This window comes from Dyella japonica A8, assembly GCF_000725385.1.
GTDB lineage: Bacteria > Pseudomonadota > Gammaproteobacteria > Xanthomonadales > Rhodanobacteraceae > Dyella > Dyella japonica_C.
In genome coordinates this window covers 2,153,772-2,169,513 of the sequence record NZ_CP008884.1, presented here as the reverse complement: position 1 = coordinate 2,169,513, position 15,742 = coordinate 2,153,772, and the positions used below count along the sequence as shown (strand labels likewise).

Sequence of the window (15,742 nt, the reverse complement as noted above, 5' to 3'; positions counted from 1 at the left end):
GCCAACGGACGCCCTCTGCCCTCCCAGGCTCCCCTGCCACTTTCCGGCAACCATCCACACCAGAGAATGGCGCCAGCCTGGCGCGGCGGCGACACCCTGGCCCCGCCCCGTCTTCCGCGCCCGGCTACCCTGGTTGCGGGCCGGCCCCCTGACCTTTGACACTGTCTTGACCGTGACTTGCGGCCTAGCCTGAAAAGTCATCCATGCGATGCCGGGTAGCGCCAGGGACCCTAAGCGATCGCTACCACCCTTGGCCGCCCCGCGCGGCCAACGAATCCACAGAGGGAATTCCATGACCAAACCGTATATGAAGCCCATTGCGCTCGCCGTGAGCCTTGCCCTGTCGCTCAGCGCCTGCGGCAAGCACGAGGAGGCCGAGAAGGCCCCGGCCGCCAGCAGCACCGCACCGGCCGCCGCCAGCACCGCCGCCACCGCAGCCGCCGCGCCCAAGAGCGTGTTCGACATCAGCGAACTGGACAGCAACATCCAGGCGTGCCAGGACTTCAACGGTTTCGTCAACAGCAAGTGGGTCGCCGCCAACCCGATCCCGAACGACCGCACCCGCTGGGGCGCCTTTGACAAGCTGGCCGAGAACAGCCTGAACACCCAGCACGACATCGTCGATGCCGCCGCCAAGGGCGCCGCCAGCGCGCAGGCGGGTTCCATCGAGCAGAAGATCGGCTACCTGTACGCCTCGGGCATGGACGAGGCCGCCATCGAGAAGGCGGGCTTCGACCCGATCAAGCCCAAGCTCGACGCCATCGCCGCGCTGAAGTCCGGCAAGGACGTCGCCGGCTACCTGACCCAGAATTTCACCACGGGTGACATGCAGGTGTTCCAGTTCGGCTCCGGCGCCGACTTCAAGGACGCCAAGATGCAGATCGGCTTCACCCAGCAGGCCGGCCTGGGCCTGCCGACCAAGGACTACTACTCCGACGCGAAGTACAAGGACATTCGCGACGCCTACGTGGCCCACATCGCCAAGACGCTCGAGCTGACCGGCGTGTCCGAGGCTGATGCGAAGAAGCAGGCCGATCAGGTGCTGGCGTTCGAAACCGAGCTGGCCAAGGCCTCGCTGGCGCCGGTGGAACTGCGCGCGCCGGAGAACCAGTACCACTTCGTCACCCTCAAGGAAGCCGACAAGATCACCCCGCACTTCAGCTGGGAAGACTTCTTCAAGGCTCAGGGCGTGACCGTCGACAAGGGCTTCTCGCTGTCGCAGCCGAAGTTCTTCGCCGAGTTCGACAAGCTGCTCGCCAGCGCGCCGGTGGACCAGTGGCAGGCCTACCTGCGCTTCCACACCATCGACGACGCCTCGCCGCTGCTCAGCAAGGCCTTCCAGGACAACCGCTTCGACTTCTACGGCAAGACCCTGTCCGGCCAGCCGGAACAGAAGCCGCGCTGGAAGCGCGTGCTCGGCGGCGTGAACGAGTCGATGGGCGAGGCACTGGGCCAGCTGTACGTGGCCAAGGTGTTCACGCCGGAAGCCAAGGAGCGTGCGCAGGTGCTGGTGGACAACGTGCGCAACGCGCTGAAGGTGCGCATCCAGAACCTCGACTGGATGAGCGACGCCACCAAGGAAAAGGCCATCGCCAAGTGGAACACCTTCCTGCCCAAGATCGGCTATCCGGACAAGTGGCGTAGCTGGGATGGCCTGGACATCAAGCAGGGCGACTACTACGGCGACGTGATGGCTGCCGCCAAGTTCAACTACCAGTACGACCTGAACAAGATCGGCAAGCCGACCGACCGCAAGGAATGGGGCATGACCCCGCAGACGGTCAACGCGTACTACAACCCGACCGACAACACGATCAACTTCCCGGCCGCGATACTGCAGCCGCCGTTCTTCTACGCCAACGGCGACGACGCCATCAACTACGGCGGCATCGGCGCCGTGATCGGCCACGAAGCCAGCCACGGCTTCGACGACGAAGGCAGCCAGTTCGACGGCGAAGGCAACAACGCCAACTGGTGGACGAAGGAAGATCGCGAGAAGTTCGACCAGCGTACCGACCGCCTGGTGGCTCAGTTCAACGACTACGCCCCGATCAAGGACAAGCCGGATGCACACGTCAACGGCAAGCTGACCCTGGGCGAGAACATCGCCGACCTGGGCGGCCTGAACGTGGCGTACGACGCCCTGCAGGAAGCGCTGAAGAAGAACCCGCAGGAAGCCGGCGAGAAGATCGACGGTTACACCGAAGACCAGCGTTTCTTCATGAACTGGGCCCGCGTGTGGCGCGGCAGCGTGCGTGAGAAGCAGGCGCTGCTGTCGCTCAACACCGACCCGCATGCACCGGCTTCGCTGCGCGCCGTCGGCGCCCCGTCGAACATGGAGTCCTTCGCCACCGCGTTCCAGTGCAAGCCGGGCGACACCATGGTGCGTTCGGGCGACAAGCAGGTGAAGATCTGGTAATGCTTCGCTGACGTTTGGACGTCTGCAAGGACAAAGGGCGCTGCATCGGCAGCGCCCTTTTTCTTTGGTACCCGCCCTGCCCTGCCTATTTTGTGGGAGCGCACCTTGTGCGCGACAGACGCACGGAGCTGGATCGGCGGGGCGTTGCGGTCGCGCACAAGTGCGCTCCTACAACGAACAACCATACGCTGCCTATATCCCTTGTAGGAGCGCACTGGTGCGCGACCGCAGAACCACGGCGATACCGCAACGTGCGACTGTCGCGCACAGGGTGCGCTCCCACAGACGAGCACCCCGCGCGCTGCCCTTGTCCCTTGTAGGAGCGCACTTGTGCGCGACCGCAGAGCTAAGGCGATACCACAACGTGCGGCTGTCGCGCACAGGGTGCGCTCCCACAGACGAGTACCCCGCGCGCTGCCTATACCCCTGGTAGGAGCGCACTGGTGCGCGACCGCAGAGCCACGGCGATACCGCAGCGTGCGGCTGTCGCGCACAGGGTGCGCTCCCACAAACGAGCTCCCCGCGCGCGCTGCCTATACCCCTTGTAGGAGCGCACTGGTGCGCGACCGCAGAGCTACGGCGATACCGCAGCGTGCGGCTGTCGCGCACAGGGGACGCTCCCACAGGCTAGGCAGGCTCCGGCTTACTTGCCGCGCGAGCAACGTGCCTCATACGCCTTCAGGTGCGCATAAGCCGTGCGCAGCATCCGCAAAGCATCCTCCGCCGCGCCCGATCGCGCCAACAGGTCGCCCACCACGTGATCCGCCTCGATAAGGCCGCCCTGCTCCAGGTCACGCATCATCGAGGCGCTCAGCGCCGAGCCCTTCTCAGTCAACACCCCGCGCGCACGCGCGATCACCGCATCGCTTGGTTCGTGGCCGTTGTGTCGGGCTACGCGGCGGCAATCCTCCAGCAGCTGCAGCGTCGCCTGCTCACCGCCTGGCGCGACCATGATGTCGCCCACCGGCGCACGCATCAGGCAAGTGATGCCGGCCAACGAGGCGAGGAACACCCACTTGTCCCACATGTCCTGCAGGATGGTGGTGCTCAGGCGCGGCTCGAACTTCGCTTTCGACATCGACGCGAGAATGCGTTCGACACGTTCCGAACGCGAGCCGTCCCGCTCGCCGAAAGTGACGCTGTGCGACTGGTTGAGATGGCGCACGGTGCCCAGCGCGTCCAGCGTGGCGGCAATCACGCACTGGCCACCCAGTACGCGCGCCGCGCCGAAGCGCGCATCCAGTAGATCCAGATGCCGCATGCCGTTGAGTACGGGCAGGATGACGGTGTCCGGCCCCACCGCTGGCGCCATGTCCTCGATGACCTGCGGCAGGTGGTACGCCTTGCAGCTCAGCAGGATGAGGTCGTGGGGCTCGCGCAGTTCGCTCGCCAGCATGGTGGCGGGATTTGGCAAGGTGGCGTCGCCGAGGCTGCTGCGGATCACCAGCCCATGTTCGGCCAGTTGCGCCGCGCGCTTCTCGCGCACCAGGAAGGTCACGTCTTCCCCGCTCTCCAGCAGGCGCCCACCGAAATAGCCACCGATGGCCCCCGCTCCTATCACCAACGTCCGCATCGTTCGTCCTCCAAGCACTCAGACCACAGAGGCTACCCCAGACACGTGTGTCCGCTCTTCCCTACTCGGGGCGATGCAAGTCTTACACAATCAATTGCAACTCATTCTCATTACCAATAACATTTAGTGAATGCAGGCCGGCGGGTTGTTTCAGGTGATGGATCACCGGTCAGGCAAAGGCATTTCAATTCAATTAGTTAGATCCACGCAGCGATCGACGCCCGCCGCCGCCACTCGTCGACTCACCGGCCCCGCCTGGGCCGACTGCCCCACTTTCACGACGAGCACCCCATGGCCCACATCACGAGCCGCAAGCACCCTGTCAGCCGCAACACCCTGGGCATCGCCACCGCGACCCTCATGACCGGGTTGGCCATGACGCAGCCCGCGCTGGCCGCCGATCCAGCAGCCGACGCCACCACGACCAAGAACCTGGCCGGCGTGCAGGTGCAAGCCTCCACCACGAGCGACTACAAGGTCGACAACCTCTCCTCGCCCAAGGTCACGCAGCCCATCCTCGATACCACGCAGACCATCAGCGTGATCAGCAAGGACCTGTTCCTGCAGCAAGGCGCCACCACGTTGACCGAGGCCCTGCGCAACAGCCCAGGCGTGGGTACGTTCTATGTCGGCGAGAACGGCACCACCTCGACGGGCGACGCGATCTACATGCGCGGCTTCGACACCTCCGGCAGCATCTTCGTCGACGGCGTGCGCGACCTCGGCACCATTTCGCGCGACGTGTTCAACACCGAGTCGGTGGAAGTGGTCAAGGGGCCGGCCAGCACCGACAACGGCCGCACCGCCCCCACCGGCGCGATCAACATGGTCAGCAAGCAACCGGAACTGGGCAACGCGGTCAGCGCATCGCTCTCCTACGGCAGCGCCGACCAGCGCCGCGCCACGGCGGACTGGAATCAGGGTATCTCCGATACCTCGGCCGTCCGCCTCAACGTGATGGGCCAGGACAGCGGCGTACCCGGGCGCGACAAGGTGCAGAACAACCGCTGGGCCGTCGCGCCGAGCTTCGCCTTCGGTATCGGCACGGCCACGCGCGTGTACCTCGACTACATGCACGTGAAGCAGGACAACGTGCCCGACGGTGGCGTGCCGACCATCGGCCTGCCCGGCTACAGCAGCCCCGACCCGAAGCGGCCGGTCCTGACCAACGCGCTGGAAGTGGATTCATCCAACTTCTACGGCACCACGGCGGACCACGACCACGTCACCGCCGACATGTTCACGGCGCGCATCGAGCACGACTTCAACGACCGGCTCGCGTTCCACAACACGTTTCGCTGGGGCCGCACCACCGAAGACTATCTGCTGACCTCCTTCATGGGTACGGCGGCAAACCTGCTCACGCCGAACCCGAATGATCCGTCGACCTGGACCATCGCCCGCAGCAATCCGACGTTCAAGCACCAGGACAACCGCATCATCACCGACCAGGCCAACCTCACGGCGAGCTTCGAGACGGGTGCGATCACGCACAACCTGAGCACCGGCATCGAGCTCACGCAGGAAAAGGCCAACGCCACCGGTTACGGCGCACTCAACGGCACCACGTGGCCGGCAGCCAACCTGTATGACCCGAACTGGAATGTGAGCGGACTCATCGTCGGCCAGAACGGCGCCTACAGCCATGGCAAGACCAACACCGCCTCGGGCTATGTGTTCGACACGCTGAAGTTCGCCGAGCACTGGCAGGTGAATGCCGGCGTGCGCCTGGACCACTACAACACCGACTACGCCAGCATGGTGCAGTGTGGTGCGAAGGGCGCGCCGACATGCGGCAGCCTGCCTACCGGCAGCGCCGTGCCGGGCCTGGATACGAAGACGGGCGACAACCTGTGGAACTGGAAGCTCGGCGTGCTCTACAAGCCGGCACCCAACGGCTCGTTCTACGTCAATTACGCCGTGTCAGCCGAACCACCCGGGGGCAACACGCTGACGTTGTCGAGCGCCGCCAACAGCGCCGACAACCCGAACCTACAGCCGCAGCGCGCCCGCACCTATGAAGTCGGCACGAAATGGGAATTGCTGGACGAGAAGATCCTGCTCACCGGCGCGCTGTACCAGACCACGGTAAGCAACGACCTCGTGCAGGATCCGGTCACCCTGCTCTACTACCAGATCGGCAAGAAGCGCGTGCAGGGCGTGGAGTTGAGTGCCGTCGGCAAGCTCACTGAGCACTGGGCAGTAAGCGCCGGCTTCACCACCATGAATGCCAGCGTGCTTTCCGGCACCTCCGTGGCGCAGGACGGTTCATCGGACCTCGCCTATACGCCGAAGAAGGCGTTCACCAGTTGGACCAGCTATTTGTTGCCGTTCGGCCTGACCATCGGTGGCGGTGCACGCTACAACGGCGACATGCAGCGCGGCGTCGACGGCGCCATCGGCACGCCCGCGTACACGAAGGCGTACTGGGTGGTCGACGCGATGGCCTCGTATCCGATCAACAAGCATGTCGACCTGCGCCTCAACCTGTACAACCTACTTGACAAGGACTATGTCGCGGCGATCAACAAGAGCGGTTACCGTTACACGCCGGGCACGCCACGTTCGGCGATGATTACGGCGAACGTCCGCTTCTGATGGGGGCGGCCCTGCTGTCGCCCGTCGCCGCTGCTCTTGCCCGTCGCTCCTGTTCTTGCCCGTCATCCCTGCGAAAGCAGGGATCCAGTGCCTTTGGATGTGCGTACAAGAACGAAAGACGCTGGATCCCTGCTTTCGCAGGGATGACGGTGAGGGTTAGGGATGACGGTGAGGGCTAGGGATGACGGTGAGGGCTGAGGATGACGGTGAGGGCTGGGGATGACGGTGAGGGCTGGGGATGACGGTGAGGGCTGGGGATGACGGTGAGGGCTAGGGATGACGGTGAGGGCTGAGGATGACGGTGAGGGCTGGGGATGACGGTGAGGGCTGGGGATGACGGTGAGGGCTGGGGATGGCGGTGAGGGCTGGGGATGGCGGTAAGAAATAAAGAACGGGTAACGGTGAGGCATGATGCAAAGGGCACAGGAGCAAGCCCATGAGCAAACCTTCCCGCGGACCACTGCACTAACGCAACCAGCACCGGACCCCATCATGCTGCTGCACATTCCGGACATCCTCGACAAGGCACAGGTTCGCGCCATGCGCGATTCGCTCGACCAGGGCGCATGGACCGACGGGCGCGAGACCGTGGGCCACCAGGGCGCCAAGGTCAAGCGCAACCTGCAGCTGCCTGACGCATCACCCCTGCGCGCGGAACTGGGCCGTATCGTGCTCGACGCACTGGCGCGCAACCCGACCTATCACGCTGCCACCCTGCCGCTGCGCACGCTCACGCCACGCTTCAACCGCTATGAAGGCGGCGGCCAGTATGGCTTCCATATCGACGGCGCCGTGATGTCCCTGCCCGGCGGCGAACAGCTGCGCAGCGATGTCTCCTGCACACTGTTCCTTGCCGAGCCGGAGGAGTACGACGGCGGCGAGTTGATCATCAGCGACACCTACGGCGAACACGAGGTGAAGCTGCCCGCCGGCGACATCATCGTCTACCCCTCCAGCAGCCTGCATCGCGTGGCCCCGGTGACACGCGGCGCGCGTGTCGCGGCATTCTTCTGGGTGCAAAGCCTGATCCGCGACGATGGCAAGCGGCGCCTGCTGTTCGACCTTGACGCCTCCATCCAGGCCCTTGCCCAGGGCAACGCCGATGCGCAGGCGCTGCTGCAACTCACGGGCGTGTATCACAACCTGCTCAGGCAATGGGCTGAGACCTGAGGCTCGACAGATCCAGTGGCCAACCTGCTGGATGAGTCATCGCAAAACCTTGCGACGGAGTTCTTTGAACTCAATCACTTATCCATGACGGAAGGCAGTATTTTTCCGACAAGCGGCAGTCGAACTCCCTCGCCCGCCATAAGACAATTCTCCTATCGCTCCTTCCGATGGATCGGGCGCGTGTTGGCGTAACGACAGGTCATTGCGACCACGCCGACGAAGCATCAAAGGAACAGGGGAAACCGCTATGTCTATTTTGCCGTCCCGCTCTGCGGGGGCTCGGTGCCGTGGATCGCGCGCGCTCAACGCCGCGCCTGGCCCGACCGTCACGTCCGCTTCCAAGCCAGGGGTTTCCGTGTCCTGCATCTCCCGCCGGCAGGCAGGCTTCACCCTGCTCGAGATCATGATCGTCGTCATGATCATCGGCATTCTCTCGGCGATCGCCTATCCGCAGTACGCCCAGTACGTCACGCGCAGCAAACTGGTCGACGGCATGAATGGCCTGTCCGCGTATCGCGTGAGCATGGAGCAGTACTACCAGGACAATCGCGTGTACGCCTGCCCGACGACAGGTCCCGCGTATCCCACCTCGCAGTACTTCACCTTCTCCTGCACGGTCGCAGCCGATGCCAGTAATACCGCTGCCCAGACCTTCGTCGCCAAGGCCACGGCCAACGCCAACACGCCGATGAACGGCCTGGTCTATTCGATCGACAACACCAATACCCGCCAGACGGTGAGCGTCCCCAGCGGCTGGACCTCGGCGACAAGCGGGTGCTGGTCCACGAGCAAGGGTGGCTGCTGATGGCTAAGCGCGAACAGAGGGGCATGAGCCTGATCGAGTTGCTGGTCGCGCTGGCCGTTCTCGCGATCCTGGGCTCGCTGGGTGTCCCCAGCTACCAGCGGTGGGTGCGCGATACGCGCATCCGCAACGCGACGGAATCCGTCCAGAACGCGTTGCGCTACGCGCGCACCCAGGCGGCGCAGCTGGGTACCAACGTACGCTTCGAATTCACCAACACGACGGATGCGAGCTGGACGGTCTGTGTGCTCAACGGCGCCACTGGCTGCACCGGCACGGGAGCCACCACGCTGCAGTCGTTCAACGCCGCGGGCGGCGCCAGCAACGTCAAGGTCAACGTCGGAACCTCGATCGGTACGCTGACCACGCAGCTTACTTCCGGCATCACCACCGATATCGGCATCACATTCACCTCACTGGGGCGCCCACTCAGCTACAGCGGCACCACCGACCTCAAGCGCATCGACACATCCGCCCAGGCGGGCGATCGCTGGCTCGTCACCACCGTCGCCGCAGGCGGCATGGTGCACGTCTGCGATCCGCAGCTGAGCCTTGCCACCAGTCCGCAAGGGTGCGCCACCCTATGAACAGGCGCCCCCGTTCCTGCCGGAAGAATCGCGGCATCGTGATGATGGACGCGCTGGTCGCCATCGTGATCTTTTCGATCGGCATCCTTGGCCTGATGCACCTGCTGTCGGCAGCCGTGGGGCTGACGGGCGCCGCGAAGTACCGTACCGACGCCGCGATGCTGGCCGATCAGGTGATCGCGCAGATGTGGACGTACAGCAACGCGCCCAGCGGCACGATCGCGACGAATTTCAACAGCCCTGACGGCGCGGCCTACAAGACATGGGCTGCCAACGTCACCACGCTCACCGCCAACAGCGGCCTGCCGGGGGCAAAGGGCAATGTGCCCACCATCGTGGTCGACGGCAACAACAACGTCACCGTGACCATCAAGTGGCAGTCGCCCGACGACAACATTCTTCACACCTATGTCGCCTCCACCCAGATTCAGCCCTGAGCGCACGATGGCACGACTGGACACCCCGATGACGTACCCCCTTGCGTGTAGCGAGCGCCAGTGCGCGCGCGGCTTCACACTGGTCGAATTGCTGGTCGGCGTCGTGGTGAGCATCATCTGCGTGCTCGCCATGATGGCGGCGTTTGCCGCCTTCGAAGGTCCCAAGCGCACCGCCACCAGCGGCGGCGATGCGCAGCAGAACGGCAGCTACTCGCTGTTCGAGATGGAGCGCCAGATTCGCACGGCAGGTTCGGGGTTTACCCAGGGCTATGCCTACGGCCTGTGGGGCTGCACCATCGCGGCTTATGCTGGCGGCAACGAGGTCATACCTGCCGCCAGGGCGCTCCCCGCCCCTTTTAACGGCTGGCCGCAAAGCTCGCCGGCCACACCGGTCAACCTCATCGTGATGCCTGTGTTGATCTCGGCGGGTGGTACGGATGCGAATGGCAATGCCGCTTCCGACACGCTGGCCGTGGTGTCCGGCAATCCGGCCGGCACGGTGTTCAAGGGCGCCGTCCAGGCAACGTCGACCAGTTCGACGCTGGTGCTGGACAACGCGCTCGGCATTGCCAGCGGCGACTATCTCATCGGTGCCACGACAGGTGGCAACTGCATCATGGGCAAAGCCAGTACCGTGACGCTGTCGACCAACCAGATGAGCCTGTCGGCCAACGACGGCCCGTCCACCGGTATGACCGCTGCGACTTACGTGTTCGACATCGGCCAGCAACCGGTCTTCAGCCTGTATGGCGTCGACACGACGACCAGCTCGCTGGTCACCTACGACATGCTGCGCGGTGATGGCCTGACAACGCAGCCCATCAATGAAGGCATCGTGGCGATCAAGGCGCTCTATGGCGTCGACGACGGGACGACCACGGCCAGCATTCCCGGCAGTGGCGTGGCCGGCGACGGCATCATCGACGAATGGGTGAAGCCATCGGGCACGACGTGGTCTATCAGCGCCATCATGGCCAGCCAGACGGTAGCCGCGCAGGCGTACAAGCAGATCAAGGCGATCCGCCTGGTGGTGGTCTCGCGCAGCCAGTTGCCGGAGCACAGTACCGACTACACCGGTGGGTCGACCACGCTGACCTTGTTCAAGGACCTGCCTGCCGCTGACCAGTACACGATCAGCACGCAGACGCAGTACCGCTACAAGATCTACGACACCACCATTCCCATCCGCAACTCGCTGATCACGCGGTTGTTCTGAGCCGGCTGCCATGCGTACTCACTCCAAGAACCCTCAAGCAGGCCATCGGCAGCGCGGCGTCGTGTCCACGCTGATCGCCGTCGTCGTGCTGCTGGTGACGCTGCTGGCAGCGGTCGCACTGCTGCGCTCTGTCGACACCAGCAACACGCTTGCCGGCAGCATCGCGTTCAAGCAGGCCGCGACGCAGGAAGCCGAGCTTGCCTACAAGGACATGCTGAGCAACCAGTCCTCGTTTAGCGGGTCGACCGGGATCGGCGAAGCCAACCTGGGCACTCCTACCTGGTACTTCGCCTCTCTGCAGACCGTGGACAGCCGCGGTGTACCGACAGCGCTGGCCAATGGCACGGCAGGCAAGTCCGTCACCATGCCGAGCGGGACTACCGACAAAGTCAGCTATGTCGTGGAGCGCCTGTGTCCACAGGCGGGCCCGCCGCTCACTGTGGCGCCGAACCAATGCCTGGTGCCCGGTGCAACCGTGACGGGCGGTTCGACCACCGGGAACCAGGGCGGTTTCACCGCAGGCGCGCTGGCCGGCTATCGCTTGACCATTCGCATCGTGGGACCCAAGGGCGCCACGACGTTCGTGCAGACGATGTTGCATTGAGTGTGAAGCATCCTTTCCCGGCACCGGGTGAAGGATCAAACGCGTTTTCCATCCAGGCTGCTGCGCGGCTCTTGCCGCGCGGCCCCCTACCAGCAATCCGGGATCGCTTATGCGTATCTTTCATCGCCATCGTTTCAACCGCCGCCGCCACAGCTTCCTGGCCACGTGCGCGCTCACCCTGGTATCGGGTGCGAGCGCTGCCACCACGCTGTCGGACATTCCGGTGGGCACGGCGTCCAGCGTGCCGGCCAACCTGATCATGACGCTGTCGGTGGAATACCCCACCGGCACCGTGGCGGCCTACAAGGGCACCACGGACTTCAGCACCAGCCTCACCTACCTTGGCTATTTCGACAACACGAAATGCTACGACTACAAGACGGATACAACCAACAACAACGCCCAGTACTTCGTGCCGGTCGGCAATATCAGCAGCGGCAGCTGCGTGGATTCCAGCAACGTGGCCCATTGGAGCGGCGCCATGCTCAACTGGGCCACGATGACGGCACTGGATGAATTCCGCCAGGCGTTGACGGGCGGCAACCGGGCACTGCCATCACCCGGCACCGCGACGAACGGCGATACCACGTCATTGACCGTGCTGCTGCGCTCCAAGCTCAACAGCCAGAGCAGTTCCGGCAACTTCCCGGACAAGCAGATCGGTAGCGTACCCAATGTGGCGGTGACCACGGTCATCGGCGATACAACGTTTTCCAATACGTCACTGGTCTATATCCGCAACTACAAGCAGAACTCGCAGTTCGAGATCTCGGACAACAGCGGGTTCCAGACGCAGTGGACGGATTCCAGCGGCCAAAGCCATACCGGCCTCGTGGTGACCTACAACGCTGCCGTGCAGGTCTGCAAGGCGAACATGCTGGAAAGCAACTGCAACGCCAACCCCAAGAACACGTACCCCAATTCCGGCAAGTACAACAAACCGGAAGGCCTGATCCAGCAGAACTACCAACGCATTCGCGTGGGCGCTGCGGCCTATCTCTACCAGAAAGGCAATACGGCTCCCGGCAATGGCGTCATACGCGCATTGGCCCGAGACAACGGCCCCGATACCTACAATGGCACCGGCGCCCGCGGCTACGCCCCCTGTTCCGCCACCAATCAGAACCCCAACAGCGAATGGGACTGCATGACGGGCGTATTCAGCACCAACCCGTATCCTGATTCCGCCGGCAATCTCGCTCCTGGCGGTGGCGCGGCCACGACATCCGGCGCCATCAACTATCTGAACAAGTTCGGCTACAACAACGGTTACGAGCAGTACGACAACATTGGCGACCTCTACTGGGCCGCGCTGGCCTATCTGATGCACGTGCCGCTGGACACGGGCTATACCTCCGCGGCGACCGCCAGCAACACCATGGACGTCAACTTTCCGATGTACACAGGGACGTCGCTCAACGACCCGGTCAAGTACTCGTGCCAGGCCAATGCCATCGTCACCATCGGCGACTCGCACACATGGTGGGACACCTATGTGCCGAGCACCGGTTCGCCGCCGGCCGCCTCCTCGCCCAACCAGTCACCGCTCACCCCGGTGAATGGTGCAGACGCCGGGCTCTATGCGACGAAGCTCGGCAACCTGCCATTGGTTGAATCGACCCCAGCGACCACCATGGCATCGGTCTACACGGCGGCCGCCAAGTTGAGCACGGCAGTATCGCTTGGCAACGTGAGCGAGCCCAATGGCACGACGGATGCGACCTACAACATGGCGGGCCTCGCGTATTTCGCGCATACGCAGGATATTCGCCCCGCCCCCACGGCTGCCGGCACCACCGACCCGCTGCCCGGCAAACAGACCGTGGACACCTATACGGTCGACGTGCTCGAGCCAGGTGGTTATGACGGCAACAGCAACGGTTCGGCGATTTACAACCCCGGCGCGTTCAAGACCACCAGCGGCGGCCCCGGCCCGAACGTTTACTGGCTCGCGGCCAAGTACGGCGGCTTCAACGACATCAATGGTGACGGCAAGCCCGCCAATTTCCTGACCTGGCATACCAACAACAGTACGGCGGCCAACTACAACCTGCGCCCGGACAACTACTTCCCAGGTAACCAGCCCGACCTGCTTCAGAATGGCCTGAAACAGATCTTCAACAAGGTCTCGACGACACCGCAGAGCGCGGCCGGCCCGGGCATCAACGTCAGCCGTATCCTGACCAATGTCGTGGCCGACAGTACGCAGCCACCCTATTACTCCCCGGTCGCCGGCTTCCCGATCTACACGGTGAGCTACACGCCCTCGGCCTGGGTCGGCGATGTCCAGGGCTATGTAGCCACGGCCACCGTGCCCGGCTCGGTGACGCCGGTCAGCGGCAGCCAGACCTGGAGCGCCCAGGGCAAGCTCGATGCCTTGGCCCAAGCCACCGGCACCACCGGCAACCTGGGTTGGAACACCGGCCGCCGCATCATTTCGTACAGCGGAACCGGCCCCATTCCGTTCCGCTGGAGCAATCTCTCCTCCGCCGAACAGACGGCACTGGGTAGCAACGGCAGCACCCTGCTGAACTATCTGCGTGGCGACCAGAGCAAGGAAAGCTCCACCTATCGAGCACGCCTGCATATCCTGGGTGACATCGTGCATTCCGAACCGGTGCTGGTGCAGAACGCGCTGTCGCCGAAGTACAGCGACAGCTTCAACCCCGGCTACTCGGCGTTCTCCACCACCGTGGCCAGCCGCGCTCCCGTGGTCTACGCGGGCGCGAACGACGGCATGCTGCATGCCTTCGAGGGTGACTTCTCCGTGCCCAGTGCGACCGCCACCAACCAGGTGACCGGTGGCGGCAGCGAGCTGTTCGCCTATGTCCCCAGCTTCGTCTACAACGGGCCGACCAGCACACCGCAGACGAACGGACTGCAGGCGCTTTCCATCCTCAATGGCGTCACCCAGGACAGCAGCAGCAACTACCTCAGCTACGCCCACCACTTCTACGTGGACGCGACGCCGACCGTTGCTGACGTCGATTTCAACTACACGTACTCCGGTGGAACACCCTACACCAGCGCGCCCGCCAAGAGCACGGCGACGACGGCGAGCTGGAAGACGATCCTGGTTGGCGGCCTTGGTAAGGGCGGCAAGGGCTATTACGCGCTCAACATCACCACCGTGCCGTCGGCCATCGACGCGAAGAGCAGCACCGCGGCGACGGAACAGACGCTGGCGACGAGCACGGTGCTGTGGGAATTCACCGCTACGGACATGGGCTACAGCTACGGCCCGCCGCTGGTCGTCAAGACGCGCAAGTACGGCTGGGTGGTACTGTTCACCTCGGGCTACGACAACCCCAGCGGCAACGGTCACCTCTATATTGTCAACCCGACCAACGGCACGCTGCTGGAGACCCTCAGCACCACCGTGGGCACGGCCAGCTCACCCAGCGGCCTCACCTATGCCACGGGCTTTACCAAGGACATCACCGACAACACGGTGGAGCAGGTCTATGCCGGCGACCTGCTGGGCAATGTGTGGCGCTTCGATCTTTCGGGCACGGGCACCTACCCGGCGCCGACGCTCCTCGCGACGCTCACCGCTCCCGACGGATCCGTGCAGCCGGTGACCACGGCACCCCGCATCGAGCTCGACCTGAACTCCAACCAGCTCGACACGCGTCGCTGGGTGTTCGTAGGCACAGGCCAGGCGCTCGATACCACCGACCTGAACAGCACGCAGGTGGAAACCATGTACGCGCTCCGCGATGGCGACAGCGCCACGCCCTCCACCACCGGCCTGCCCATCAAGCGCCAGACCACAACGCTGCACCAGGTGACCGACCTCAAGCAGGGCGTCACCATGCAGGACACGGACGCGGGCTGGTTTTACGACCTCACCGGGTCGGCCGGCACCAACGGCGGCACGGAACGCATCGTGATCGATCCCGATGCAGCCGCCGGTGTCTACACGCTGACCTGGGCGACCATGACCCCCACCACCGACCCCTGCACCCTGGCTGGCAACATCTATGCCGTCAGCTACGGCAGCGGCGCCTCGGTGCTGGTGGACAGCAGCGGCAACCAGATGGCATATCAGACAGTGGCATCCGCGCCCACCAAGATCGAGCAGGTGCAACTCCCCGGCACGACGACACTGGCACTGCTGTACGGCCAGGCCACCGGCGCACCGCAGATGGCGAACATGCGCGGCGGTAGCAACAACCAGTACCTGCAACGCGTCAACTGGCGGGAAGTCCTTTCCAACTGACGCAGCAAGAAACCCGGCCCCGGCCGGGTTTCCTGTTTCTGGGGACGGGGAACCCAGCTTTCTCTAGGCATCCACAACCACTGAGCGGATAATTGGCGGTCCTTGCAACTTGCG

The 15,742-nt window shown here is 64.2% G+C and carries 10 protein-coding genes; 9 read left to right on the top strand and 1 reads right to left on the bottom strand.

The features are described 5' to 3' along the window. Positions 1–292 precede the first annotated feature (292 nt). Positions 293–2,419, top strand: a complete 2,127-nt coding sequence (locus tag HY57_RS08885) for a M13 family metallopeptidase (protein ID WP_019465335.1) — start codon at positions 293–295, stop codon at positions 2,417–2,419. Between the two features lie 643 nt (positions 2,420–3,062). Here the strand turns inward: HY57_RS08885 and panE are convergent. Continuing rightward, positions 3,063–3,992 carry a 2-dehydropantoate 2-reductase gene (gene panE / locus HY57_RS08880; protein ID WP_019465336.1) on the bottom strand — a complete coding sequence of 310 codons (930 nt, stop codon included), beginning with the start codon at positions 3,990–3,992 and terminating at the stop codon, positions 3,063–3,065. Positions 3,993–4,283: 291 nt separating this feature from the next. On the opposite strand from panE, the gene HY57_RS08875 reads away from it, so the two are divergent. From HY57_RS08875 to HY57_RS08840, 8 genes are all read left to right on the top strand, one after another. Beyond that, positions 4,284–6,590 carry a catecholate siderophore receptor Fiu gene (locus HY57_RS08875; protein WP_019465337.1) on the top strand — a complete coding sequence of 769 codons (2,307 nt, stop codon included), beginning with the start codon at positions 4,284–4,286 and terminating at the stop codon, positions 6,588–6,590. 492 nt (positions 6,591–7,082) lie between these two features. Continuing rightward, positions 7,083–7,760 (top strand): Fe2+-dependent dioxygenase, encoded by a 678-nt coding sequence (locus HY57_RS08870; protein ID WP_019465800.1) that lies wholly within the window; start codon positions 7,083–7,085, stop codon positions 7,758–7,760. Positions 7,761–8,115: 355 nt separating this feature from the next. Further along, positions 8,116–8,565, top strand: coding sequence for a type IV pilin protein (locus HY57_RS22110; RefSeq protein WP_019465799.1), 450 nt, complete (start codon positions 8,116–8,118; stop codon positions 8,563–8,565). Beyond that, positions 8,565–9,149 carry a pilus assembly FimT family protein gene (locus HY57_RS20820; protein WP_081500669.1) on the top strand — a complete coding sequence of 195 codons (585 nt, stop codon included), beginning with the start codon at positions 8,565–8,567 and terminating at the stop codon, positions 9,147–9,149. The genes HY57_RS22110 and HY57_RS20820 overlap by 1 nt, the downstream gene beginning before the upstream one ends. Next, the gene (locus HY57_RS20815; protein WP_050997930.1) at positions 9,146–9,586 is read left to right on the top strand and encodes a type IV pilus modification PilV family protein; all 441 of its coding nucleotides are present in this window, start codon (positions 9,146–9,148) and stop codon (positions 9,584–9,586) included. Before HY57_RS20820 ends, HY57_RS20815 begins: the two co-directional genes overlap by 4 nt. A gap of 28 nt (positions 9,587–9,614) precedes the next feature. After that, entirely contained in the window at positions 9,615–10,802 is a 1,188-nt protein-coding gene (locus tag HY57_RS08850) for a PilW family protein (RefSeq protein WP_019465796.1), read from the top strand. A 10-nt stretch (positions 10,803–10,812) separates the two neighbouring features. Continuing rightward, positions 10,813–11,406: a hypothetical protein gene (locus HY57_RS08845; RefSeq protein WP_158407924.1), complete on the top strand. Its 594-nt coding sequence runs from the start codon at positions 10,813–10,815 to the stop codon at positions 11,404–11,406. A gap of 109 nt (positions 11,407–11,515) precedes the next feature. Continuing rightward, positions 11,516–15,628: a pilus assembly protein gene (locus HY57_RS08840; RefSeq protein WP_019465794.1), complete on the top strand. Its 4,113-nt coding sequence runs from the start codon at positions 11,516–11,518 to the stop codon at positions 15,626–15,628. Positions 15,629–15,742 lie beyond the last annotated feature (114 nt).